This window comes from Epibacterium ulvae (assembly GCF_900102795.1).
GTDB classification, from domain to species: Bacteria; Pseudomonadota; Alphaproteobacteria; order Rhodobacterales; family Rhodobacteraceae; genus Epibacterium; species Epibacterium ulvae.
Genome location: NZ_FMWG01000002.1, coordinates 174,802 through 199,861, shown reverse-complemented (window position 1 = coordinate 199,861; position 25,060 = coordinate 174,802). Strand labels below are relative to the sequence as shown.

General features: G+C 51.7%; 23 protein-coding genes. 9 read left to right on the top strand and 14 right to left on the bottom strand.

Annotation, left to right across the window (positions count from 1 at the left end; all coding sequences use genetic code 11):
* Nucleotides 1-66 precede the first annotated feature (66 nt).
* From BLP79_RS03420 to hsdR, 3 genes are read right to left on the bottom strand one after another with little or no spacing between them, the layout of a single operon-like run.
* Complete coding sequence (locus BLP79_RS03420) at nucleotides 67-1,827, bottom strand: restriction endonuclease subunit S (RefSeq protein ID WP_090216307.1); 1,761 nt, start codon at nucleotides 1,825-1,827, stop codon at nucleotides 67-69.
* The gene (locus BLP79_RS03415; protein WP_090216304.1) at nucleotides 1,824-3,302 is read right to left on the bottom strand and encodes a type I restriction-modification system subunit M; all 1,479 of its coding nucleotides are present in this window, start codon (nucleotides 3,300-3,302) and stop codon (nucleotides 1,824-1,826) included. Before BLP79_RS03415 ends, BLP79_RS03420 begins: the two co-directional genes overlap by 4 nt.
* Complete coding sequence (gene hsdR, locus BLP79_RS03410) at nucleotides 3,303-5,657, bottom strand: EcoAI/FtnUII family type I restriction enzme subunit R (RefSeq protein WP_170830445.1); 2,355 nt, start codon at nucleotides 5,655-5,657, stop codon at nucleotides 3,303-3,305.
* A 113-nt stretch (nucleotides 5,658-5,770) separates the two neighbouring features.
* Between hsdR and BLP79_RS03405 the strand changes: the two genes are divergently transcribed.
* Nucleotides 5,771-6,001, top strand: a complete 231-nt coding sequence (locus BLP79_RS03405; RefSeq protein ID WP_198511974.1) for a helix-turn-helix transcriptional regulator — start codon at nucleotides 5,771-5,773, stop codon at nucleotides 5,999-6,001.
* 5 nt (nucleotides 6,002-6,006) lie between these two features.
* On the opposite strand, the gene BLP79_RS03400 is transcribed toward BLP79_RS03405, so the two are convergent.
* Nucleotides 6,007-6,228, bottom strand: a complete 222-nt coding sequence (locus BLP79_RS03400) for a helix-turn-helix domain-containing protein (protein ID WP_090216296.1) — start codon at nucleotides 6,226-6,228, stop codon at nucleotides 6,007-6,009.
* A gap of 88 nt (nucleotides 6,229-6,316) precedes the next feature.
* Between BLP79_RS03400 and BLP79_RS03395 the strand changes: the two genes are divergently transcribed.
* Nucleotides 6,317-6,712, top strand: coding sequence for a hypothetical protein (locus BLP79_RS03395; RefSeq protein WP_090216292.1), 396 nt, complete (start codon nucleotides 6,317-6,319; stop codon nucleotides 6,710-6,712).
* Between the two features lie 45 nt (nucleotides 6,713-6,757).
* A complete protein-coding gene (locus BLP79_RS03390) occupies nucleotides 6,758-7,324 on the top strand; it encodes a metallophosphoesterase (protein WP_090216288.1) in 567 nt (188 codons plus the stop codon).
* 39 nt (nucleotides 7,325-7,363) lie between these two features.
* On the opposite strand, the gene BLP79_RS03385 is transcribed toward BLP79_RS03390, so the two are convergent.
* From BLP79_RS03385 to BLP79_RS03360, 5 genes are all read right to left on the bottom strand, one after another.
* A complete protein-coding gene (locus BLP79_RS03385; RefSeq protein ID WP_090216284.1) occupies nucleotides 7,364-8,500 on the bottom strand; it encodes a DUF4268 domain-containing protein in 1,137 nt (378 codons plus the stop codon).
* Between the two features lie 105 nt (nucleotides 8,501-8,605).
* Nucleotides 8,606-9,862 carry a hypothetical protein gene (locus BLP79_RS03380; RefSeq protein WP_090216280.1) on the bottom strand — a complete coding sequence of 419 codons (1,257 nt, stop codon included), beginning with the start codon at nucleotides 9,860-9,862 and terminating at the stop codon, nucleotides 8,606-8,608.
* Between the two features lie 298 nt (nucleotides 9,863-10,160).
* Entirely contained in the window at nucleotides 10,161-11,003 is an 843-nt protein-coding gene (locus BLP79_RS03375) for a hypothetical protein (RefSeq protein ID WP_090216277.1), read from the bottom strand.
* A 437-nt stretch (nucleotides 11,004-11,440) separates the two neighbouring features.
* On the bottom strand, nucleotides 11,441-12,148 hold the full coding sequence (locus BLP79_RS03365; RefSeq protein WP_090216269.1) for a hypothetical protein: 708 nt from the start codon (nucleotides 12,146-12,148) through the stop codon (nucleotides 11,441-11,443).
* Nucleotides 12,141-13,322 (bottom strand): tyrosine-type recombinase/integrase, encoded by a 1,182-nt coding sequence (locus BLP79_RS03360; RefSeq protein ID WP_090216266.1) that lies wholly within the window; start codon nucleotides 13,320-13,322, stop codon nucleotides 12,141-12,143. The genes BLP79_RS03365 and BLP79_RS03360 overlap by 8 nt, the downstream gene beginning before the upstream one ends.
* 256 nt (nucleotides 13,323-13,578) lie before the next feature.
* On the opposite strand from BLP79_RS03360, the gene BLP79_RS03350 reads away from it, so the two are divergent.
* The 3 genes from BLP79_RS03350 to BLP79_RS03340 all read left to right on the top strand — a co-directional run bounded on the left by BLP79_RS03350 (nucleotide 13,579) and on the right by BLP79_RS03340 (nucleotide 17,220).
* Nucleotides 13,579-14,256 (top strand): orotate phosphoribosyltransferase, encoded by a 678-nt coding sequence (locus BLP79_RS03350; protein ID WP_090216259.1) that lies wholly within the window; start codon nucleotides 13,579-13,581, stop codon nucleotides 14,254-14,256.
* A gap of 131 nt (nucleotides 14,257-14,387) precedes the next feature.
* Nucleotides 14,388-15,593, top strand: a complete 1,206-nt coding sequence (locus tag BLP79_RS03345) for an MFS transporter (protein ID WP_090216918.1) — start codon at nucleotides 14,388-14,390, stop codon at nucleotides 15,591-15,593.
* Nucleotides 15,594-15,708: 115 nt separating this feature from the next.
* Nucleotides 15,709-17,220, top strand: coding sequence for a replicative DNA helicase (locus tag BLP79_RS03340; RefSeq protein WP_170830444.1), 1,512 nt, complete (start codon nucleotides 15,709-15,711; stop codon nucleotides 17,218-17,220).
* A gap of 274 nt (nucleotides 17,221-17,494) precedes the next feature.
* On the opposite strand, the gene BLP79_RS03335 is transcribed toward BLP79_RS03340, so the two are convergent.
* Nucleotides 17,495-17,932: a T6SS immunity protein Tdi1 domain-containing protein gene (locus BLP79_RS03335; RefSeq protein WP_157843952.1), complete on the bottom strand. Its 438-nt coding sequence runs from the start codon at nucleotides 17,930-17,932 to the stop codon at nucleotides 17,495-17,497.
* Between the two features lie 55 nt (nucleotides 17,933-17,987).
* Nucleotides 17,988-18,590 (bottom strand): LysE family translocator, encoded by a 603-nt coding sequence (locus BLP79_RS03330; RefSeq protein ID WP_090216254.1) that lies wholly within the window; start codon nucleotides 18,588-18,590, stop codon nucleotides 17,988-17,990.
* A 174-nt stretch (nucleotides 18,591-18,764) separates the two neighbouring features.
* Here BLP79_RS03330 and alr point away from each other — a divergent pair, with 174 nt between their 5' ends.
* Genes alr through BLP79_RS03315 form a run of 3 tightly spaced genes read left to right on the top strand, consistent with a single transcriptional unit; the run spans nucleotide 18,765 to nucleotide 21,336 of the window.
* Nucleotides 18,765-19,802: an alanine racemase gene (alr, locus tag BLP79_RS03325; protein ID WP_090216251.1), complete on the top strand. Its 1,038-nt coding sequence runs from the start codon at nucleotides 18,765-18,767 to the stop codon at nucleotides 19,800-19,802.
* Between the two features lie 8 nt (nucleotides 19,803-19,810).
* Entirely contained in the window at nucleotides 19,811-20,593 is a 783-nt protein-coding gene (locus tag BLP79_RS03320; protein ID WP_090216248.1) for an MlaE family ABC transporter permease, read from the top strand.
* A complete protein-coding gene (locus BLP79_RS03315) occupies nucleotides 20,590-21,336 on the top strand; it encodes an ABC transporter ATP-binding protein (protein WP_090216245.1) in 747 nt (248 codons plus the stop codon). The genes BLP79_RS03320 and BLP79_RS03315 overlap by 4 nt, the downstream gene beginning before the upstream one ends.
* A gap of 55 nt (nucleotides 21,337-21,391) precedes the next feature.
* Here BLP79_RS03315 and BLP79_RS03310 read toward each other — a convergent pair whose 3' ends face one another.
* From BLP79_RS03310 to BLP79_RS03300, 3 genes are all read right to left on the bottom strand, one after another.
* Complete coding sequence (locus tag BLP79_RS03310; RefSeq protein ID WP_090216241.1) at nucleotides 21,392-22,141, bottom strand: substrate-binding periplasmic protein; 750 nt, start codon at nucleotides 22,139-22,141, stop codon at nucleotides 21,392-21,394.
* A 404-nt stretch (nucleotides 22,142-22,545) separates the two neighbouring features.
* A complete protein-coding gene (locus BLP79_RS03305; protein ID WP_090216238.1) occupies nucleotides 22,546-23,757 on the bottom strand; it encodes an ABC transporter permease in 1,212 nt (403 codons plus the stop codon).
* A 5-nt stretch (nucleotides 23,758-23,762) separates the two neighbouring features.
* Nucleotides 23,763-25,037: an ABC transporter permease gene (locus tag BLP79_RS03300; protein ID WP_090216235.1), complete on the bottom strand. Its 1,275-nt coding sequence runs from the start codon at nucleotides 25,035-25,037 to the stop codon at nucleotides 23,763-23,765.
* Nucleotides 25,038-25,060: the final 23 nt, after the last annotated feature.

The window sequence follows — 25,060 nt, the reverse complement described above, 5'->3', positions numbered from 1 at the left end:
GGTTGAGGTAACTTGGCTACGGCATTTGTGCTCACAGCACCGTACAGATTTTAATTGCATGTTTTCTCAATGAATTTTGGAGGTAATGGTATTGGCCAAACTGACTTGTGTTTCGGTCGATACCGAAATTCTCTCGCGAAGTCGCGCCGTAAGCTGATGCAGCTGTTTGATTTTAGCAGAAATACGTTCTTGTTGCGCGCGAGGGGGGAGTAAGACTAAGAAATTCCTGAGAGGCTTGAGTGCGAGAGTGGGCTGCGCCGATCCGGTAATCCCTTCGCGTGCCTGATTGTAGACCCACGCAGATTTTAACATCCACACTAAATAGTCGACGTCCAACTCAACAGATGGTTTGAGTATGGCAATGTGTCTCTGAACACAAAACTGCTCTTCGGTCTCAACAAGCACCGGACGACCATAGGTCGCGCCAACTACTGTATACAGAATGTCACCCAAACCGGGCGTTCTATAGGCTGGCAATCCCTTGTAGTAATCATCGGGAACCCTGCGGCAGCCCTCGAAGTTCAACTGCCCTGAGCTGATATTTCCGATAGTTAGAAACGCAACACCATCGCTCGCACGGGGTGGTGCTTGGTGATCGCCATCTGTCACCACCCGAAACAATGAAGAAAGACGAGTTTCAACCCAACCCGAAGGAAGACGCTCAGCCTGACTTTCCTGCTCAACGACCTTAGCTGGCTTAACCGGTCTGACTTTGTTCAACTTTGAGTATGCGGCGATATCCTTAGCGACCCGCTTTAACAAGAGTGTGGCTGGCTCATCTGCTTCAATTTGGGGTACCAGAAGGCCTGTCACACCGAGTTCTATAATGGCGGCTTCAAGTGCCTGTACACTCTCCTCAGTCGTGAAGAGCGTGTCGAAGTGGGCTTCGATGCGGGTCCAATTTTTGGTAAGGTCTTCGGGGGATTGACTGTTGGTGAGGGTGGCGAGGCAGGTTTCGACGAGGGTTTGGTGCGCCTTTTGGCTGTGCTCGGCTTGCCGCTGCAATACATCACACAGTCCCATCAGCTCATTCAACTTCGCCACGATGCGCTGTTGTTCACTAATTGGCGGCACTGGCACCGGCAGTCGCAAGAATTTAGCAAGAGAAATTCCACCGATGATGCCTGTCATCTTTTTAGAAAATTGGGAGAAGAAGCTGGGACATTGGTACCAAGCCAAAAGAAATTCGGAGACGAACTCGCCATAGAATTCGCAGGCAAATAGCTTGTTTCCAAAGCAGACATCTCGGTCAGTCAGACCACACTTCTTACCTGCGCTACCACCCTCTGAGCAAATGAGCGGTGTGTTTGCTAGAGCCACCTTAAATTTTGGCTCATTTACGGGTATCCATGCCTCCACGTCGTAGTCCAAAGGCTCAAAACCGTATCCGACGTTCTTTGTAGCAATGAATGGAAGTCCATCTGGAGCGCTGAATTTCTCAGCTTTGGCGCGCGCGCTTACGCTGTTTCCGTTAAATACAAACCCGATCTCGCCCATACGAGACCAACTCCAGGATGCCGGAACATCAAATGGTTGGTCAGAGGCCGAAAGCGGTTCTCCCAAGTTTTGCTTTTTGTAGCGTTTCGCCTTTATGCCCTGCATACGCCGGTGGCGAAATCCATCTAGCAGCATCTCAGATGAATGGTCTGTCGTGTCGTTCGGAACCAGCTTTCCTCGGACCGCCAGCTCCAAAATCAATTCTCTCAGCTTCTTGATCCCATGAAGGCTGACACCGCCTCCATTGCCGCGCCCCGCGCTGGATTTCTTCTCGGTGGCAGCCGTCCAGGTATCTAGTTGGTCGGTGATCAACTGGTTCACATCCGTCATGAGCGGTCACCGTTCAGCGCGTTCGACAAAATCGCCTTTAGCTGGTCGCGCAGCTTTTGGATGTCGTCCTGTGCGTTCTGATAATCTGCCAACAGATGGTCGGGATTCAGATCTTTCTTCGCCTCTTCAAAAGGGTTCTTGTCGTCGAGATTGAAACCACGCTGTTCGAAGTACTCAACGCTCCGCTTCCAAGCCTGGTTGGTTTCCTTTCGCGCCTTGAACCCATCAGCCTCATCCCCCCACCAGTCAATCTCGGGCTGGAATTCCTCAAACCGCATGGGTTTGGATTTGTTGTAGTTTTTCACGCCTTCTGGATAGGGATGATCGTAGAACCAAACGTCAGTCGTCGGCTCACCCTTGGTGAAGAAAAGGATGTTGGTTTTGATACCAGTGTAAGGGTTGAAAACGCCGTTGGGCAGGCGAACGATGGTGTGTAGGTTGCACTCGTAGAGCAGCATTTCCTTCAGCCGCGTCTTGGTGCCTTCGCCGAAGAGGAAGCCGTCTGGCAGAACGACGGCGGCGCGGCCATGCTTCTTTAGTAGCTTGATGATTATTGCGATGAACAGATCGGCCGTCTCACGGGTGCGCAAGCCGGACGGGAAGTTTTGCTCAATCCCGTCTTCTTCGGTTCCGCCAAAGGGTGGGTTGGTGATAATGCAGTGAACGCGGTCTTTGTCGCCATAGTCACGGTAGGGCTTGGCGAGCGTATTATCGAGCCGGATGCTTGATGGCGTGTCGATCCCGTGCAGGATCATGTTGGTCATGCAAAGCATGTAAGGTAGAGGCTTTTTCTCAACGCCTCGGATGGTCTTGGCCAGCAACTTTCGTTGATCGTTGGTCCTAGCGTACTTCTCTTTCTTATGGTCGATTGTGCAAGTCAAGAAACCACCCGTACCGCAGGCAGGGTCGAACACGATTTCATCCAGTTTGGGGTCAACGCGGTTCACGATAAAACGAGTAACGGCGCGCGGCGTGTAGAATTCACCCGCATTCCCGGCGCTTTGCAAGTCGCGCAGAATTTGTTCGTAGATGCCGCCGAACGTGTGCCAATCTTCCCGGTTGTTGAAGTCGATCTCGTTAATCTTGTTGATGACCTGGCGTAAAAGCGTGCCGGACTTCATGTAGTTGTAAGCGTTTTCGAACACACGCTGGATGATCAGCGCTTGTTGGCGTTGCGGCCCCTGAATTTGTACAGGGGCTTTCAGTTTGGGAAACAGAGTATCCTGAACAAAATCGAAAAGCCCTTCTCCTGTTAGCCCCTCGCGTTTTCCCGCCCAGTTACGCCAGCGCAGGTGTTCAGGCAAAGCCGATACGAAGCCGTCGTCGATGAGTTCAAGTTCCTGCTCACGATCATCGAGTATCTTGAGGAAAAACATCCAAACCATCTGACCAATACGCTGCGCATCACCATCGACACCAACGTCTTTGCGCATGATGTCCTGGATTGCTTTGATGATGCTTGTTAGGTCGCCCATTTATCCGTCTGCCTGCCTAAATAGTTGTTCTTCAAGCTCTCTTACGGCTTGTTCATATTGTTCTTTACCGCCGAAAACATCTCTAATGATCTCGACCGGCGTTCCAATCTCATCGAAAGGTTCAAGGCGCAAGACCCGAGCGTCTTCGATGGTTTTCACACCTTCATCGGCATACTTGTCTAGCAGCGCCGCCAGAACTTTGCGTGCTTGATCGCCATATTTTGTGAAGTAGTTGCGCTTCTTCACCTTATTCACGCGTTCCGCCCTTGTAAGTGGCGGCTGATCATATGCAATGTGACAAAGCATATCGAAGTCGCCAAAGTCCTTGCCAACCTCTTCGGCCAGGTTCTCAAGTAAAATCCCGTGTTCTTCGAGCTCCGCGATGATGGCGGCTTTCTTGTCGGCTTCATTCCATTTTCTGATGAAATCATCCAGCGATGCGAACTCCGTCAACATCTGCTTTCTTGCAAACTCCTTATAGGATTCCGTAATCAAAGCGCCATCCGGCCCGATGAAGCTGACCCGCTCGGCGATGATTTCAACTTCCACGCCACTTACGACCAGTTTGGTAGTGCCCGAAGTATCTGGGGCATCATTTTCATCGTCCTCTGGACCGACTGGCGGATCTGGTGGTTCCGGCGGATCGTCATCACTCGGTTCATAGATGACTACAGCTTCGCCATCAAATTCTGGATCATTGAAGAGCTCGGTTGCCTTCTTGAAGTCCATGATCGTGAAGTACCACTTTCCGTGCTCTTCATCGACACGCGTCCCTCTGCCAATGACCTGCTTGAAAGTCGTCATTGAGGTGATGTTTTTGTCCAAAACGATCAACTTGCAGGTCTTGGCGTCAACGCCAGTAGTGAGCATCTCAGAGGTCGTCGCGATAACCGGAAACTTGCTTTCTGGATCGATGAAATTGTCCAGATCAGCTTTTCCGTCTTCCTTGGTGTCTCCGGTAATACGTCGCACATACTGAGGATGGTCTATTGCGAGCTGGCCTGCCGCATTCACGATGGCCTTCCTCATACGTTCAGCGTGATCGATATCTTCGCAGAAGATGATTGTCTTGCTGAAGGGATCAGTCGCGTTAAGTAGCTGCATCACTCTTGCCGCTACAAGCTTCGTTCGTTGGTTCAGAACCAGAATTCGATCCATATCTTTCTGGTTGTACTGGCGATCCTCGAGTGGGTTTCCAAGATCATCAACTGTGCCAGGTGGAGGTGTCCAACCTTCGACATCTTTATCAATGTCGATTTTCACCACCTTGTATGGAGCCAGGAAGCCATCCTCGATCCCTTGCTTGAGGCTATAGGTGTAGACCGCTTCTCCAAAGTAAGTACTGCTTGAGACATCTTTGGTCTCCTTCGGGGTGGCAGTAAGCCCGATTTGGACGGCTCCGGTGAAATACTCCAGAATCTCGCGCCATTCCGAGTTCTCAGACGCGCTGCCACGGTGGCATTCGTCGACAACGATCAGATCAAAGAAGTCGGGTGAAACGGTCTTAAATGTTTTATCGGCCTCGGCTTTCCCAGTAAGAGATTGGTAGAGGCCTAGGTGTATTTCGTAGGATGGATCGATCTTTCGGTTGCCAATCTTGGCCATCACCGAGCCAAAGGGTTTGAAGTCGTTCACCAACGTCTGGTCCACAAGGATATTGCGGTCAGCGAGGAACAAGATGCGCTTCGCCGCTCCGGCCTTCCAAAGCCGCCAAATGATCTGAAAAGTCGTGTAGGTTTTTCCGGTACCGGTAGCCATAACAAGCAAGACCCGGTCTTTCCCTTTGGCTATTGCTTCGATGGTTCGATTAATAGCCTCGGCTTGATAGTATCTAGGCTCTTTGCCTGAACCGTCGTCGTGGTAAGGCTCCATCAACAGTTCTTGTTCGTCTCCCTCTATCCCGCGATACGACTTGTATCGGCGCCAAAGAACTCGCGGCTCAGGAAACTGATCAAGGCGAAGCGAAGTTTCAATGTCCTCACCTGCTTGAGGATGCTTGTTGTGTTGTTCAAACCCATCCCCATTTGAACTAAGCGCTGTGGGAACCTGCATAATTTCAGAATAACCAAGCGCCTGCTGCATCCCGTGCCCGACAGAGTGATTATTGTCTTTCGCTTCTAGGACCGCGACAGGGAGAGAAGGCTCCCAAGACAACACGTAATCGGCAAATTTCTTTTTTTTCTTGTTTCGAGACGACATATTGCCTCGAACAATGATGGGCCCGGGCGTCAGCGTAACCTCTCGCCTAATCTGTGTGAAAGGATCCCAACCAGCTTGTTTAAGCGCCGGAGTAATATACAAATCGCAAATGTCAGACTCGCTGAGTTTTTTCTTTTCTTCAGGCGTCAAAGACATTTTCTAGCTAACTCCTAGGGGCGCTAATTACGCCAATATCGTGACCTCTCGGCAATGCTATGGCTATACATTTATACGCAAAAGCGTATAGTGCCTAGTGCGAAGTGAGCTAAATGGCAGGACAAATGAGTAGTCTGATTTCAAGTCCACAAAGCTTAGGAAATGTGCTTGCCCTTACGCGCAAAGCATCGGCAATGACTCAAGCCGAAGTTGCTGAGAAAGCTGACCTGCGCCAGGCCACCGTTTCTAAAGTTGAGAACGGAGATCAAGGTGTTAGGCTAGAAACCGTCCTCGCTCTATTAGAAGCCAACGATCTTGAGCTAGTGGTTCGACCTCGGGAGTGAGCAGCTTAACCCTGCAGCCGAAAGAGGTCAGCAACATCAAGCTTTAGTGCGTCGGCTATTCTGATGACAGTCTTGAGGCCGGGGTTTCGTTCCCCCCGCTCGATTCCACCAATATACGTACGATCCAAGTCAACCGCATGAGCAAAGCTTTCCTGCGAATAGCCTTGCGCCTTGCGGGCCGATCTCAGGTTTTTCCCAAAGTCATGAGCTGTGAACCGATTTCTCATCCCCCTTAACGGCAAGAAAGATGTTTAATCGTCTACGGACTTATCGTATCATTTTATCAATGATCGCTTTGCGCCGAGGATTTTTCACATGTTTGATGCATACCTAGATGGTAAAATCGAAGCTGGTTCAGAACAGTTTGCGGACATGAGCATAATTGCCAAATCCCGCCTGGCTGAGATCAACAGTGTTCCCGGTGTTGGTCTTGGCCCAAAGCTGAAGCGCTACATTGCGATCTCTAAACTCAACGCACAGCTTTCATTCTATGGCTGGGCAATCCGCAGAGACGGTACCCTTTTCGAGGTACAGGTGCGGGGTGAGGCGGTTAGCTTCCGTTCGGGCGAGAAGCCCAAGCCACCCCTTGGAAGCGTCGAAGACCTAAACGAGCAGGCTAGGATCACTTACACTGAAACAGGTAAGTTGGTAGATCCGACAACGGGTCGCCGCTTACCGAATTCCGAACGCCATCGGTTTGGTATCGTTTAACACTTTTTGACCCGTCGAAATTTCTGAATCAGTAGGAGGCCATCTATGGCCATCTGGTACACAGCCGATACACACTTCGGCCATGAAAACGTCATCTCCCATTGCGCCCGCCCCTTCAAATCGACATCTCACATGGATGGCATCCTGATTGAAAACATGTGGAAAGTTGTGGGGCCGGAAGATGTGTTGTGGGTCATCGGTGACTTCGCTTTTGGACCTGCAGCCAAAGACGAAAGCTATCTACTTCGAACTTTTGAACAACTTCCAGGCAAGGAAAAGCACTTGGTCATTGGGAACCACGATGGTCCTCTTACCCTTGAGCTGCCCTGGAACTCTGTTGGACATCTATCTGAAGTGCGGGATGGCACACTTAAGCAGAACAACACGCTGTGCCACTACCCAATGATCACATGGAACCATGCTCGCCGAGGAGCGCTACAGCTCTTTGGTCACGTACACAAAAATTGGCGCGGGAGCCGGAATTCAGTGAACGTCGGTGTTGATGTCTGGGACTTCACTCCCATCTGTTTTGCAGACGTTGAGCGACGAGCACGCGGGTTGCCAGTCAATAAGCACTGGGCTGACGCAGAAGCGCGAAAGGAACTGTGCTAACGCACTCTTTCCTAAATCTTCCGTCGTTCGCAGTGTTTGTCACTTACCTGCTTCACCCGATTTAAGGCGGTTGTTGAGCTCTGACAAGGGTGGTGCGAATGCAGCTTCGAGCTTTTCTATGTGTACGCCCAACCAGCGGATCATTTCCGGCCAAGACTCGCGATTGAAGCCGTCAAACGACTTCGCAAATTGAATTCTGCTGGACTTCTTATCGTCCATTCGCCGCCAATCCATCTCAGCACCAAAGGCTGCGTCAATGGCTGATTGTGCAGACACCAATTGATCATAGATCCACTTATTCTCGACCTTTGAGGAACGCTGCAGCGACAGCTCCACGCGCGCCTCATCTTTGCCGAAAATCAGACTGTATACACAGCCCGAAACCCCGGTCCCTGAGCTCAACCAGTGATCTTTTGTCGGGCTTATGTTTTGATAGCGGGAAAGACCTTGCTCTCGTAGGGCATCAAGGGCGCGCTCCCAAAACTCCAAGCGAAGCTTATGGCTTCGGCGCTGCGCGCCTTGCGCCGATTTTTCTTCTGTTTCCTTTGACGCCATGCCGATCATGAAATCAGCCGCTTCTGGGGTCGGGATGATCTGTTGAAGGTCCACAAACAACTCTTCGGAAAATGTGTAAGGGACAACCCGGAAACACTGCGCGCGAATGCCATGGCCCAAGAGCCACATAACAGTCGATGTGACCTCCTTACGGAAGTTGGCCGCGATGAACATGACACGTTGTTGGTTGCCAGGGTTTAGCACCACAGAATCCAGCTCAACCTCATCCAGAAACTCACAAATCAATGCCGATGCGTTGCCACCGTCACAGTATCGATCAAGATACTGCTGAAAAATTTCGATGATTTCAGCCTTCTTCAGGTTCGAGCAATAAGCTGCGTATTTGATCGCCTGCCAAACAACGTCTCTTCCCGAGTCATCGAGCTTGTTCTCGATAACGACCAACTGCCCATCCTTGTCGAGCGCAAGCAGATCGAGACGCTCCCTGGTATCGGCAAAGCCATCAAACTCCTTTTGTATAACTAGCAGTTCCTCTCCAAGTGCTTCCGGCATGTCAGCAAGCCATTCTTGGAGATGCTCGCGCTCCCTAAGCTGAAGATCAGAGAATTTGCGTTCTTCAAGACGGCGTAGTTTGTTTTTGGGGCGATCAACTTGAAACATAAGGACTTCTCAAATGGCATTCAGATTTCTCTTTAAGCGAATTTCAAGCGTCACACCACAACCATAGCGCATAGCCCCAAGCGAAACGGCATCTGTTGTTGCAGCTCAAATGCTTGGCTTGCTTTGCTCACCACTACCATTCGGTTTGGTATCTTGATTGATTTTTTCCCAACCGGCGTCAAACGCGCTTCTGACTAGCTTACGCAGCCCTGCTGGCAAGACCGTTTTCAGGACTTCGCTCAACAGTTTTATTGTCTTGCCCTGGCGAATGACCTCGGCCTGAAGTCGAGTATTCTCTTCTTTGATTTCCAAAAACTCTTTTACATCAGTCGATAGCATTGAGTGTGTGATTGCACGTGCATCGTTCTCTGCTCCTTGGAAAATTCCATCCATGAATGCATCAGCGTTCTTTTGTGCATCGGCTACAATGCTTTCGGCGGCTTGATGAGCCGCGACCTCTGCTTTTTCGCGCGCCTGTTCGATCAGTTGAGCTGCGACCTCTTGGCGACGGCCTCCCAGCTGGGCCTTTTCTTGTCTAGTCTGGATCTGGCGTTCAATCTCTGCCAACAGCTTTTGCTGTTCCTGCTCTGCCGCATAGTCTTCCGGCGACAGGCGGTCGGAGCCTCGGCCTTTCTTAGGCTTGCCACGCTCAATCTCATACTTCCCACCAACGTGCGCTTTCAAATGTTCAAACCATGCGTCTTGAAGAGCCCTGCCTTGAAAAACATCGGCATCGTTCCAAACCATGACTGGCTTACGATTAGCACCAAAGACCGGCTCAAATTTGCCCGTCTTCTTGTTCTTCACTTCTTTTTGGCGTTTGCCGTATCGCTTTCGCGCGTTTTCCTTGGAAAATTTCGAAAGGGATATCCATTGCTCTGTGCCTTTGGATGCAGTGTGTTTTTCATACCTCGGAGCAAAGAAGACATCGACGCCGTGTTGGCCTTTCTCATCTCGATCAATCCGTGCATGAAAAACGGCATTACCGCCGTAAGTTTGGTTCACAAAATCCACGGCTATAGCGAGCATCAGTCGCTGATTGCGGTCCGTAATTTTCAAGTCGGTCGGGAACTGCATGAACCCATGCAAGAACACCTTCTTGGCATTGGCACTCTTCTTCGCACCCGCGACATGAGCACTACAAGCATCCATGATCGTGAAGTTCCTGCCCTTCGGTTTCTCCTCAACGAGCGACAAAATTTCATTGATCCGATCATCCTTATTGGCCGAACACCTCTTGGTGGTTTCGATAAACGGATCTGGTGCCTCTGGCCCTGCGTATGGAGAGAAGACATAAGGGCGTGCATCACGTATACTTCTACGATAGCCAGCTTGATCGTTGCGCTCTTCGTGATCTTGCATGACAGTTCCTTAAGCTAAGTCGTGGGCTGTTACTCTAGCGGCTCCTGACTTACCCATATTTGATCCCCGCTTTTCTGTTACTTTTTTAAAAAAGAGTAACCCGCTTACCCTTTTTCATCCTGCCGCTGGCAGTCCTAAAAAGAGCGGTCGAGGGTTCCCCTTCGATCCCACTCCGGCTTCGCCTGCGCAGATCATTCTGATCTTTGCGTGCCGCCCATTGGGCGGCGCAAAACCCCTCCCTCCCCTGCCTGATGGCGGGCGATGTCGAGACGGATTTTGCAGGTTGGCATTCACGCACTTAAGGCTGCCTGTTCGACGAGCACACCTTCTTTGCTGCCAATGCAAGCGGGCTGTTCAATGTGGATGCTGTGGGGCCAAAGGAAGTTTGAGCTCGGTTCTGGCTGACGGAAGTTTGCGGTGAAGCGTCAGGTTTTCCTATATTTTTGGTTTCAGTATGATCTGGTGTTGTCCTGTACTTCGAAGGGTCATCGGAGCCGCTTTGAAGCCCCTTCGGAGGGGGCACGCAAATGGTCCGCGCTGCAACTGCTTCCCCCTCTACCAAGCCCAGAAACACCTCATCAAAGCCGAGCTTCACCCCGGCTCCGTGTAGCTCCATCTCTGCTATTAGGGATGCTTCAAGCTCCGGAAACTCGTTGACTGCGCTGCGCAAGAAATCACGAAGGACCTCCAAAACCTTGGGGCCGTGATCGCTTTCGTGTCCATATCCGCTGACACCTTTCAACGAAGCCACAACGAATTCGGCAGTTGCTCTCGAAACGCTTGCGATGCGTGGCACATCGGATTTGAGAAAATCGCGTGCTGCGCGTTTCACCGTGTTCGCACTCGTACGAATGTTTGAAGTGTAGAACCAGTCCCTAAGCCGGAGATTTTCCTCAGCCTCATCATACTCGATCAGCCCAGCGTCTTCGAGGCGACCTACAACCCGAACCAATTCTTCTGAGGGAATCTTGGATTCGCTTGAGAACCAGTCGAGGGGATACCTAAAGACGCCGATGTAATTGGCCTGACTGCTCAATGTCGCTGTTAGGTAAGCATTTCGCTCTGAGCATGTTTCTAGCGAATGGAAGCTCTTCCTTCGAAGTAGGGCGGTCTCGATCATCACAAAATCTTTTTTAGCCATTTGGCAAATCTCCCTTGCTCACCGGAACAGGGTCCGGCGTTCTGTCAGCCTTTCGGCTCATGATTTTCTTGGAAATGCGCTGCGGCTCTGTTAAGATTCAGGTGTTAAAGCTAACGAAACAGGGCCCTGCGCAAGCGGGGTTTTGTCGTCTATGAAGCGGGAGCTTCGTTGACAACCAAAGCTTTATTCACCCACGAGTTTAGGTCTGCGCCATGATACTTGATGCGCCGCCCAAATCGCATGAAGTTTGGGCCGACCCTTCGGTGTCGCCACTGCGCGCGTTTTGACCGAGGCGCGATGACATCAAGCTCTTCATCGGTATCGTCGTACAGTCGATCATTTTCAAATATGTTCGGTCGCATTCAATCATTCCTTGCGAGATTGCATCTGATCGAATGCTGTCCAGTTTTGTTCCCGGTTAAAAACCTATTTTGGTTTTAGGAATCTCTCATGGAAGCCGCGTAATCGGCAGCACTGACGAACTTCAACACTGTTGGCTCAGGCAACAGAAGGCGCTTGGTTCTTGAGGAAGCCTCTATTCGGGAAGAGATTTTTCTGAAGGCTCTCAAAGCGTCCGGGACGGGCTCCAATTCATGCCCGGCGCGGGTCCGTAAGAAACCAGCGTGCCAAATAAGGATGTAATGAAAGACACTTCGATACTTCCGCCACAACTGTTCAAGGCGTTTGACACTAGAATGCCGTAGCGTTTTCGGCATGGCATCTGCAAACTCAGGATCATTAACAAATTCGGTACGGAACCCGTCTGGTCGCATTAGAGCCTCTGAGACACGCTCCATTGCGTCTTTTTGACTTGCGCCACTCATCACGCCTTCGATTACCATCCTCAAAGGCAACAAGTCTTCCTCAATAACCCGCCACACACTATTTTTCGGATCGTCGAACACTGCGCGTGAACGCTCGGTCGCTTTAAGCTTATTAAGTTGTGTGAACCCCGCAGTGCGACCTTGCTTTTTTGCGATCTCAAGCAACCAGACCTGGTAGTACTTTGATAGTCCTCCACCAAAGACCTCATCGAACTCTAATTGGCGCGCCAAAGAAACAAACAATGCGTCAACAGCCAGCCATTGGGCTTCCTGCGGACTGATAAACTCGTGCCCTTCGGTTGGAGCGAGCAGATCAGCCATTTGAGGCTCCGGCAACAAAACGACTCCAAAGCCTCAAGAGCTCTCGACGCTTCTCCAGAAGGTCAGACCTTGCATATGCTCGTTCGACCTCGGAACCAACTTGATGCGCCAAGCTCATTTCAGCGACTTCTCTAGGAATTCCAGGCTGTTCTGCTGCCCAGTCCCGAAACGTCGAACGAAACCCATGAACCGTTATACCCTCCACCTTCATTCGGCGAAGCAGCATCAGCATGGCCATGTTGCTCATTGGTTTATGGCGCTTTTGTCCTTCGAAAACGATATCGGACCGTAGGGCTTTGAGTGGCTCAATGATTGATAACATCTCTGGTGTCAGAGGTACGCGGTGCTCTTGGTCCGCTTTCATCCGAGCCGCCGGAACAATCCAGAGCCGCTGGTCAAAATCAAATTCCTCCCAACGAGCATGGAGAACTTCGCTTGTACGGCTAGCGGTGAGGCAGGTGAACATAAGCGCCTTTGCTGCCATCACATCTTTGGTCGCCAGTTCCGCATAGAAAGCGGGAACATCTTTCCAGTGCATGGCCTTGTGGTGCTGCACCTTCTGCTTAACTTGCGGCAGAACACGAGCATCGCGGATCGTGGTCACAGGATTTTCTCCGTCACGAAATCCCTTTGACTTCGCCACGTCGAGAACGGCCTTTATCCGCTGTGCAAGCCGCTTTGCAGTTTCATGTTTCTCAGTCCAGACTGGCAATAGCACTTGCAGGACTTCCGGTTGACCGATCTCAGAAACAGGCAGACGGCCTATTTTGGGGAATGCATAGTCGGCTAGAGTATTGATCCACTGCTGGCCGTGTTTAGGATTCTTCCACGTCGGCAAGCGTTCAATGTGAACTTGCCGCGCAATCTCTTCGAAGCAAGGTATCTCCTGTCGCCCGTTGTAGCGCGGGTTGATGCCTTGCTTTGCGAGGCGGCGATATTCTAGAGCTCGGTCACGCGCTTCATTCAGTGTCACAACATCCGCGCCACCAAGGCCAAAATCAGTTCGCAACGGCTTGCCTTCACGATTGCGCTGACCCTTCACTGTGACGCGAACAATCCAGCGCCGAGCGCCGGATGGATCAACAACAAGGTACAACCCGCCCCCGTCGCCATGGCGACCAGGGCCGAGTGTTCGCACCAGATTCTTCGTCAACTTTCCGCTCAGAGCAGCCATCAAATACCACAATTCCTACCACGCAATGAATAAAAATGAGTCTAATCGAAGAAAATTCAATAGCAACAACGAATGCAGATAAACCAACAAAAACAGCCCCGTAAGGGGTTGAATGAGTGCCAACAGAATTGAATGAAAATGGTAGGTGGCGGAGACGAAGACAGCCAAGAAGGGCACAGCAAGCCCCCTCGACATCGCCCCCACACCTCCGCTATCAGCAGAAAAACCAGTCTCGCTTGCGCAAAGGTGATGCCACATGATCCCCTCCTCTTATCCTTCAAAAGAAGAAATCGCCCGTCTCTCTGCCCGGATGCTCTTGGAAATCGGCGCGGTGAATTTCAACACTGACGAACCTTATACGCTGGCCTCGGGCCTGCCCTCGCCCAGCTATATCGATTGCCGCAAGCTGATTTCCTTTCCCCGCATCCGCTCCACCCTGATGGATTTCATGACCATCACCGTAATGCGCAACGCAGGTTTTGAAGCCTTCGACAACATCGCAGGTGGTGAAACCGCAGGCATCCCCTTTGCCGCATTGGTCGCAGAGCGCATGGCCCTGCCCATGACTTACGTGCGCAAAAAGCCCAAAGGCTACGGCAAGAACGCCCGCATTGAAGGCGCGATGTCTGAGGGGCAAAACGTGCTCTTGGTGGAAGACATGACCACCGATGGCGGCTCGAAACTGTCATTCGTGGACGCAATCCGCGACACGGGCGCCACCTGCGGCCACACGGCGGTGATTTTCTACTATGATATCTTCCCTGAAACCACAAAACGCCTCGGTGATCACGGAGTTGAGCTGCACTACCTGTGCACCTGGTGGGATGTGCTGGCCGAGGCCAAGGCGCAGAAATCCTTTAGCGAAGAAACTCTGGCTGAGGTCGAAAAATTCCTGAACGATCCCCGCGCCTGGCAGGAAGCCAACAAAAAATAATCAACAAAAGCCCGGTCTCCTTGGCCGGGTTTTTACATTCTGCGAAACTGATCTTCTCGCGTTTCAATACTCTGATTGCTGCTCCAACACCCACACGCTCGCGTTTAAAAACTCCTGATAGACAGGCGATTATGTTCAAAAACCGCGCTATTGTTTTTATTCTTATAACACTGATGATTGACGCCATTGGCGTCGGCATCGTCTTTCCCATCATGCCAGATCTGATGGCACGTGTCGGCGCTGGAGCAACGGGTGAAGGCGCGTTTTGGGGTGGTTTACTGATGGCTGCCTACGCTGGAGCACTCTTTTTGTGCGGTCCCGTTGTTGGCAGCTTGTCTGACAAAATTGGACGCCGCCCCATATTGATCGCTGCTCTTTCTATGCTGGCGCTGGATTATGCGATCATGGCCCTCGCAGGCAGCTTCTGGTTGCTTCTGATCGGTCGCACGCTTGCGGGACTTGCCGGAGCAACCTACATCACCGCAACGGCATATATTGCCGATATATCATCCCCTGAAGAAAAGAGCGCCAATTTTGGCTTGGTAGGAGGCGCGTTCGGCATCGGTTTTGTGCTGGGCCCCGCCATTGGTGGCCTTGCTGCCGAAATAAGCCTAACCGCTCCCTTCTGGTTGGCCGCTTTCCTATCTGGGGGCAACGCGCTTTTTGGCTATTTCAACCTTCCAGAAAGCCTGCCCAAAGACAAACGCCGCCCATTTGGAAAGCGGGATCTCAATCCGTTTAAATCCATCCTTGATGCTTTCCGAAGCCCCGGCCTTGCGATCCCGCTCATCTGTATCTTCACCTTTGAATTCGCAAACCTCGTATACCCAACAATTTGGGCCTTCTGGAGCCGTGAGGTTTTTGGCTGGTCAACGCTCTATATCGGGCTTTCTTTGGCCGTTTACGGCATTCTATTGGCAACCTTTCAGGCGGGCCTCATGCCTGTGATCCTCAAATGGATCGGGAATTTTCCCACATTGATGTTAGGCATAGCCGCTGCCGTGATCAGTATGATTGGGTTTGGCTTTACCTCAACGCTGGCTGCCTTGGCCATTTTCATCGTACTGGCCGCGTTTTCAGATCTTGTGCCGGTCTTGCTAACAGCCCTGGCGTCAAACACCGTGGACGACAACAAACAAGGTGTTGTCCAAGGCGTGATTGCTTCGCTGTCCTCAGTCGCTGCGATCATATCGCCCTTGGTCATGACTGCACTGTTTCAGGCGTCCGTTGATCCAGTCGGCCCCTATATGCCTGGTGCCCCTTTCCTGTTTGCCGCAATTTTAGTAGCTGGAATGATGCCTTTGGCGATCAAGCTGCGCGGACATAGATCTGGCTAATCAAGATCCACAATCTATCCACAGATTTATACATGTTGCCCCCCCTCCCCGTTCTGCGATACTGACAGCGCCCAACACCCCGTCAGCTTGCTGACCCTGCACAAAGATCAGGCCCATGAACGAGATCAAATCTTTTGAAGGTGACACAGCTCCCCTTCCCATGCCAATGGATCACAATGAGGCCGCTGGGTCCAATGAGCTGCCTCACTCGGTGGAGGCTGAGCAGCAGTTGCTGGGCGCGATCCTGACCAATAATGATGTCTATGATCGCATCGCACTAACGATCAATTCATCACATTTCTACGATCCGGTTCACGCGCGTATTTTCGAAGTTGCCGCTGCGCGGATCTCTAAAAATGCGTTGGCGTCGCCTGTGACCCTTAAGGCCTTTATGGAAGACGACGCTGGTTTGAAAGAACTTGGCGGTCCGTCTTATTTGGTGAAACTTGCCGGGGCGTCGATTTCATCTTTTGCGGTGCGTGACTATGCCCAGATGATCTATGATCTGGCAATCCGGCGCGAGCTGATATCGCTTGGCAATTCCATCGCAGACAAGGCGCGCCGGGTTGATGTTGCATCTGAACCCAAAGAGCAGATCGTTGAAGCGGAACAATCGCTGTATCAATTGGCCGAACAGGGCCAGTCTGAAAGCGGCTTTAAATCCTTCCTCAAAGCGGTCACCGAGGCGGTCAATGTCACCAATGAAGCCTATCAGCGCGGCGGTGGTATGGCTGGGATTTCCACAGGGCTTGCGGACCTGGATAAACAGCTTGGTGGTCTGCACCCTTCCGACCTTTTGATCCTCGCCGGACGCCCCTCGATGGGGAAAACCTCGCTTGCGACCAACATCGCCTTTAACGTGGCAAAAGCCTATAAACGCGGGCAAAAGGCAGACGGAACCGAGGGTGCCGTTGATGGGGGCGTGGTCGGTTTCTTCAGCCTTGAAATGTCCGCCGAACAGCTGGCAGGGCGGATTCTGGCGGAAGCCTCTGAAATTTCTTCACATAAGATCCGCCAAGGCGACATGACCGAAGGGGAGTTCCGCCGCTTTGTGCAGGCTGCAAAAGATCTGGAAGCCTGCCCCCTGTTTATTGATGACACACCTGCAATCCCGATCTCACAGCTTGCCGCGCGCGCGCGCCGTCTGAAACGCACACATGGTCTAGACCTTCTGGTCATCGACTACCTGCAGCTGTGCCGCGGCATGTCGGATAACCGGGTGAACGAGATCGCCGAGATCTCAATGGGCATGAAAGCCATAGCCAAGGAACTCAACATCCCCGTGGTCGCCCTCTCACAGCTGTCACGTCAGGTGGAAAGCCGCGATGATAAACGCCCGCAGCTGTCAGACCTGCGTGAATCCGGCTCGATCGAACAGGACGCCGATGTCGTGATGTTCGTGTTCCGCGAGGAATACTACAAAGAACGTGAAAAACCCGGTGATCACGAGCTAGATAAAATGGAAGAATGGAAGCAGGCGATGGAGCGGCTACACGCCAAGGCCGAAGTCATCGTCGGCAAACAGCGTCACGGCCCCATCGGTACGGTCGAACTATCTTTTGAAGCGCAATTCACCCGCTTTGGGAATCTGGCTAAACCCTGGCAACAGGGGCCGGAGGAGTATTGAGGCTCCCGCCCACGGATGCCCGCAACGTGGTGGAGACGTTTGTATGATGAGCCGCTCGTTGCAGGTTCCGAAACAGTCAGAAATCGCACAATGGTAAAAAGTCGAAAAACTTTAGAACGCTGGCTTTCGCTTTGAAAGCTACCGCAGCAATCCTGAGGCTGATAAACCTCCTGATCGCCCCTCGGACGTGGACGATCTTATCGCCGCAACTTTCAGCATCCGTTTCGTCTCCATCGCGCAGAAGAAAGGACGCTTTTGCTCCGCGACAATGGCTTCAATGCCCAACATCAAACAGTATCTGCCCACCTTCTGGGATCTCTTGGGCTTTGAGGGCAAACGCGCCCGAATGCTCGATCAGCTCACTCAGCGGCACTTTGTGCATATTTGTGGCCTCATAGGCGCCCCCAAACATCCCCGGGATAATCAAAGTATACACCCAACCTTCGGATAGCTCCCCAAGATGCGCCTGCGCCAACTGCACTAGGTCGGTCATTTCCCAATCAAGCACAAAGTCCTCGTGAGACCATAATTCTGACAGAGCTTGCGCCGAGCTTGCCACGATTTCACATGTGAGTTCCTCCGGACAAATACGCCGATATTGTCCCTGCGCATCACAAATCAGCAGGTTTCCAAAGCTGTTCATTGCCTCAACGGAAACAGCTTGAAGCCCTGTCCAGCTCCAACACCTGTTCACCTCTGCAATTAAATTCATACCTGTCATCCTCTATTTTTAATCAATTTTTTACATCTGAGACCAGTTACTCCTTTCACTTACCAATCAGCAACCGTCCGCCCAGCAAGCCTAAAGCCACCGCTGAACAGCGGTCGATGTATAGTTTTGCAGCCAGATACCCTTTGCTCACTGCTGGGCGGCTCATGAAGAAGGCCAACGCCGTGTAAAAGATAATTTCTAGTATCAAGTGGTTCGCAATAATAAAGCCGTTTTCCAACAGGCTCATATTTGAGGGAAAGATCACCACCAAAACCGCAGCTGCAAATAACACCGATTTTGGATTCAATGCATTGACCATCAAGCCCTGACGAAAGGCATGATGCATCGGCTTTGCGTGATCGACCACCGGCTTACACGCACTTTGCCATGTGGCATAGGCGACATATAACAAGTATAGCGCACCAATCGTTTTCACCACCACATAGGCCCAGGGAAACAGCGTGAAAACAACATCTAACCCCAGTAAGGCAGCTGTCGTCCACAGAGCAGCAACGCAAGCCAAACCAAACCCGGTTGCGCTGCCCGCCCGTCTCCCAGAGGACAATGTATTCTGCACCACCACCAGAAACGCCGGACCGGGGCTGATCATCGCCGCAAAAAGTGCAAGATTAAAGGCAAGAATATGCGTCAGTTCCATGACCGCTCCTATCAAGTTTGCCGGTTAATCTAACCGCCCTTTACGGATTTCTGTCAACGATGTGCCCCCCTACACGCACGCATTGCTTATAAAATAGGTCAGCGATCCCGCTCATGCTGTGTGCGTACAAACATTCCACTTGACCTGCCACGCGCAGATGTCATGAACAGGGGCATGAGTACGGCAAAACTGACAATCGATCTCGATGCGCTCGTCACCAACTGGCGCTCTTTGGATGCAAAGACCAATTGCGAAACCGCCGCAGTGGTCAAGGCAAATGGTTATGGCATTGATGCAGGCCGCGCTGGCAAAGCGCTGGCTGTTGCTGGGGCGCGCAATTTCTTTGTGGCCGCTGCAGAAGAAGGGATCGCCCTGCGCCGGGCCATTGGCGAAGGCCCCGGCATTTCGGTCTTTTCTGGCCATATGGAGGGCGACACCAAACTGTTGAAAGAGTTTCAGCTTACACCGATGCTAAACTCCCTTGATCAACTTTTGCGCCATTTTGAAGCTCTGCCGGGTCATCCTTTTGGTATCCAGCTCGACACCGGTATGAACCGTCTGGGTATGGAAGCCGGTGAATGGGCCGCAGTGGCTGAAATTGCCCTTAGCCAACGTCCGGTTTTGCTGATGTCACATCTGGCCTGCGCTGATGAACCTGATCATCCAATGAATGCGCAGCAGCTGAAGGTGTTTCACGAACTTACCGACGGTATAGAGGTGCCACGTTCGCTCGCCGCAACCGGTGGCCTGCTGCTCGGACAAAAGTATCACTTTGACCTCTGCCGCCCCGGTATCGGCCTTTATGGCGGCGCCCCCTTCACCGAAGCAATGCCCGTCGTCACGGTGGATTTACCGGTGATACAGGTCCGCGACGTCGTCGAAGGGGAAACTGTCGGCTACAGCAACACATGGACAGCCAAACGCCCCTCTCGGATTGCAACTGTCGCAGCTGGCTATGCGGATGGGTTGATCCGTGCGATGGGATCTGGCGGCATTCAGGCATTTTCTGGTCAAACCCCCTGCCCGATTGTGGGGCGGGTCTCAATGGATCTGATCACCGTGGATGTCACTGATTTAGAGGTCGTTCCAGATACCCTAGGTCTGCTGACAGAAACCCAAACAGTTGACGTGGTGGCGGAAGCTGCTGGAACCATTGGCTATGAAATCTTAACCTCACTGGGGCAACGCTACGCCCGCACCTACAAAGGTTAATTTCCCTGATGTTCCCCCTGACACTTCTTGCCCGTCTAGGTCGTGCCACCATGGCTGCTTTGGCTTCAATCGGGCGGGTGATGCTGTTTTCCGTGTCAACCTTCAGCCATATGCTGCGTCCGCCATTTTACCCTCGGGAATTTCTGATTGCCTTGTTGCAGGTCGGCTGGTTGTCCCTCCCGGTTGTGGGCCTGACTGCCGTGTTCACTGGCGGGGCCTTGGCCCTACAGATCTATTCTGGTGGGGCGCGATTTAATGCCGAAGCCGTGGTTCCACAGATCGTCGCAATTGGAATGGTGCGAGAGCTGGGGCCCGTTCTTGCAGGCCTGATGATCGCTGCACGCGTGACCTCTTCTATTGCTGCAGAAATTGCGACGATGAAGGTGACCGAACAGATTGATGCACTGGTCACCCTATCTACGCATCCAATGAAATATCTTGTCGCGCCACGCGTACTGGCGGCCCTTTTGACCGTGCCTGCTTTGGTCGCGGTTGGTGATATCATTGGGATCGCGGGGGGCTATGTGGTCTCAACGCAAAGTCTGGGCTTTAACCCTGCTGCCTATCTCAAGAATACCGTCAATTTCCTTGAATTGCGCGATATCATCTCTTCGCTTGCTAAAGGCGCAGCCTTTGGCACAATCGCTGCCTTAATGGGATGCTATTATGGGATGAACTCAGGGCGTGGTGCACAGGGTGTGGGACGCGCAACAAAAGGCTCAGTTGAAGCAGCGGCAGTCTTGATACTTGCAGCAAACTTTGCGCTCACAGGAGTGTTCTTTTCCCTATGATCCGTCTTGAGAACGTCCATAAGTCTTTTGGTTCCAATCAGGTGCTCCGGGGCCTCACACTGGAAATTCCCAAAGGAACCTCGATGGTCATCATCGGGGGCTCAGGAACTGGGAAATCCGTCGCCCTGAAATCTGTTCTTGGCTTGATCCAACCCGATCACGGTAAAATCTATGTGGATGGAAAACCAGCCGAACAAGGCGACCGTGACGCATTTCTGGCCCGCTTTGGCATGTTGTTTCAGGGCGCTGCCCTTTTTGACTCTCTGCCAGTTTGGCAAAATGTCGCCTTTCGCCTACTGCGTGGATCACTCAAACGGCCCAAAGACGAAGCCCGCGAGATCGCAATTGATAAATTAAGGCGCGTGGGGCTAAAGGCTGATGTTGCAGATCGGTTGCCCGCTGAGCTGTCAGGTGGCATGCAAAAGCGTGTAGGCCTTGCCCGCGCCATTGCAGCAGATCCAGAGATTATCTTTTTTGACGAGCCAACCACCGGGCTAGATCCGATCATGTCAGGTGTGATCAATGATCTGATCCGTGAAATTGTTGTCGAAATGGGCGCAACTGCGATGACCATCACGCATGACATGACATCAGTACGCGCGATTGCCGATAACGTGGCCATGCTCCATGAAGGTGTCATCAAATGGACTGGCCCTGTTGCAGATATGGATGCAAGCGGTGATCCCTATGTCGCACAGTTCATCTCTGGCAGTGCTGAGGGTCCCATTGAAGCGGTCCGTTAGTGCTTTAAAATAAAGGGGCAGCCTCTAAGAAGCTGCCCCTTTTAAACATCGAAAATTAGAGCTCGGACAGGAACGCCTGCTCCGCTGATGAGCGGATTTCGTTCAACTCACCTGAAGCTTCAAGGGAAGCTGCCAGCGGCTCCAGAACGTCAAGCACACCGCGCTTGCTTTCATGAACATAGTGATACAAAGGCTGGTCGTTCAGTACAGGATTGACCACTTCGATGTCGTTGCCATATCCCAAACGTTCAACCCAAACCAAACCGTCAAAGCCACTGGTCAAGGCCAGATCTGCGCGGCCAACTTTCACCATTTTGAACATAGAACTTGCGTCGGTCGCAGATTGCACACCATTGATACCCTTGGTGATCGCCTCAGTATGCAGCACACCTTTGACCATAATGTTGCGATAGTTTGCCAGATCTTCTTTTGAGCTCAGCGAAATATCCGCGCCCTTTTTGGAAAAGGCAACAGTTTGCAGGCTGGACAGAGGCGTTTCCAAGCGGATCAGCGAAGGTTTATTCTCACCCAGCGCATAAACACGGAGGGTTTCGCCATCTTTATTCCCAGAAGCAGCTTCTTGCAGCGCGCGACGGCCCGGCATTGCGGTAATTGTGATATCCATATCAGCACGGCGATACAGTTCTTTCAGAACGATTTCGCCGACGGCCTGCTCTGCAAGACCTTCGATACGAACAAAATGATACGCAGCAGCAGCATAAGCTGCCTTGGCTTGCATCAGGACGGGTGACGCTGCAATTGCAGCTGTGGCTTGTAGCAGTGTACGGCGTGAAAAGCTGGTCATATGTAGTGCTCTCTATCTAAGTACAGTTTCCCCTCCCAGCGCCCACGCGCGGGGATAATCCTTAGCTAGACAGCACTTCCTTAAAGAAACTTTGCCGCAAAATATGCTTTGTAAAAATACCTTTACGTACTTTCTATAGGAAATGGCGATACGTCATCACGACCACTGACACTTATTTACAGTTATGCTTTGATATCAAATGGAAATTTGACATCCTCATGGCAGCGAACACCTAAAATTACAGCCTTTGCACACTTTAAAATGCGTTGAATTTAGGTCTGAGTATTTCGAATTTTCAAATTAAAGGTATCGTCAAAATAGGCTTATATCACGCGAAAGTCATTATACCTACCAGAGAAACAGATGATTCGCTTGGCGTCATAGGTCAGCATTACAAGGATGTATCAGCTTGGCGACAGTCCTCTCAAACGCTCAGAACGACGTCGTAACAGTTCAACCGTGGTCAGCAAAGCGATGGATAAAACAACAAGGATTGTCGCCACAGCAAGAATGGTTGGGCTGATCTGCTCACGCAGCCCCGTAAACATCTGCCAGGGGAGCGTCTTTTGGTTGGTTGATCCCACAAACAGAACAACCACAACCTCATCAAATGAAGTGATAAAAGCAAAAAGCCCACCTGAGATCACCCCTGGCAGGATCAGCGGCATTTGAATTTTGAAAAATGTCCGTACAGGTCCTGCCCCCATATTGGCGGCTGCGCGCGTCAGAGAGCGATCAAAGCTCACCAAGGTTGCGGTTACGGTGATGATCACAAATGGAATACCCAATACCGCATGGGCCAAAACCACTTTGAGATACCCAACAAAGGTTTTGTTAAGTCCGAGGCTGCCTTCAAGAAAGCGACCAATATCGCTGTAGAAAAAGAACATACCTGTCGCAGATATGATCAAAGGCACGATCATCGGGGAAATCAGAATCCCCATAATCAATCGCCGCCCCGGAACATGGGACTGGCTCAACCCAATGGCTGCAAGCGTGCCAAGAGATACCGAAATCAACGTTGCAAGCGGTGCAATAATCAAAGAATTCTTAAAGCTGCGCTGCCATTCGTTGTTGGTGAAAAAATCCCGGTAGTGTTTCAGCGAATACCCTTCAGGATCCAGCCGCAGCATTTCAGGCGTGAAGGTAAAGAAATCCTGCGCATTAAATGATAGCGGCAAGACCACCAGAATAGGTGTCACCAGAAATACAAAAATCGAACCACAGATCACACGAAACAGGTAATGAAAAAATACCTGTTTTGGCGTCAGATAAGGCAGCAGTTTCCGGCGATATCGCCCCTCATAGAGCCAGTAGATAAACCAGCCGATCAACCACCCGCCCATCAGGCCCAAAAGCGCGCCCAGCGCGCCGGCAAACACAAAGCCCAAAGCGCCGAAACCAATAACACTGCCCCAGCGTGCCAGTGTCTCATTCTGCAGATAAGTTACAAAGACCCAGGCAAGCGCCGTCACAACGGCTGCCCCGGCCACAAGACCAAGAGCGACAGACCCATTGCCAGCCCCGATAAAGACCCCGATCAAAGCCCCCATACCTGCTACGCTTGGCAGCACCATAGACAGAGGTTTGCGTGAAATTGGAGTAAGTGCAGCCATTAAATTTATCCCAGTTTCACATTATCGATGCCCACGATCTTGTCGTAGACCCAGTACAACAGCAGCACCACAGCCAACAGAATGCTTCCAAGCGCTGCAGCAAGCCCCCAATTCAGCGAGGACGAGATGTGATAGGCAATCCGGTTCGAGATAAAGACGCCTTTGGTGCCGCCTACGATCTCAGGGGTGATGTAGTATCCGATTGACAAGATAAACACGAGAATTGCCCCCGCCCCGATACCAGGCACCGACTGTGGGAAGTAAATCCGCCAGAACGTCGTCCAATTGGTGGCTCCCATCGATTTTGCCGCCCGTGAATACGTAATCGGAATGGTCTGCATCACCGAATACATCGGTAAGATCATAAACGGCAGCAAAATATGGGTCATCGCAACAATCGTACCAATCTGGTTATTGATGATAACCAGCCGCGCATCATCCGCGATAAAGCCAAGCCATACCAAGGTCTCGTTGATCACCCCCTGCTGCTGCAGCATCACTTTCCAGGCAGAGGTGCGTACCAAGAGCGAGGTCCAAAACGGCAAAAGCACCAATATCATCAACAGGTTTGATGTACGCATCGGCAAGGTGGCGAGCAAATAACTCACCGGATAAGCCAACAGGATGCACGACCCGGTAATGACAAGCGACATAAACAGCGTGCGGCCAAACAGCCGGATCAGAATCTGTTTATCTTCCGGTTGGGCCTGTGCACCTTCGGCGGTGCGCTGCATATCAATGGCATTCAGAAAATACCCGTTGGTCAGCTCTGGGGAATGGGTTTTGATGGTGCTCCACGTCTGAACCTCACCCCACCCTTTGTGGATATCGATAAGCTGCTCTTTAAAAGGGCCATCTGTGTCAGGATCAAGCCGCTTGATCTTACGCCCGGACCGACGGAACATAGATGACATTCCCGTCTCTTCGTAGTTCAGGCGAGATCCAAGGCGTGTATGTTTCTTTGCTTCAATGGCAACAATCATATCACGCACAAAAGCGTCATAAACCGCCTCGTCTGGCAATGTACCAGCGTGTTCATCCCAATCCTGCAACGCTTCAACCGTCAGCGGGAGCGTTTCTGACACAATGCTATTTTCCACGGAACGAAACAGCATAGAGGCTATTGGAATAATAAAGGACAGCATCACAAACACCAGAAGCGGTGCGATCAGCATCAAAGCACGCAGTTTCTGGCGGCGCAAAGACCGTGCAAGCGATTGCTTTAACGGGGTGCCATCAGCGGCGCGCATCGGGCCGGTAGAGCTGCCTGCGTCTGTCATTGTTGCCTCATACTTTCAAGTAT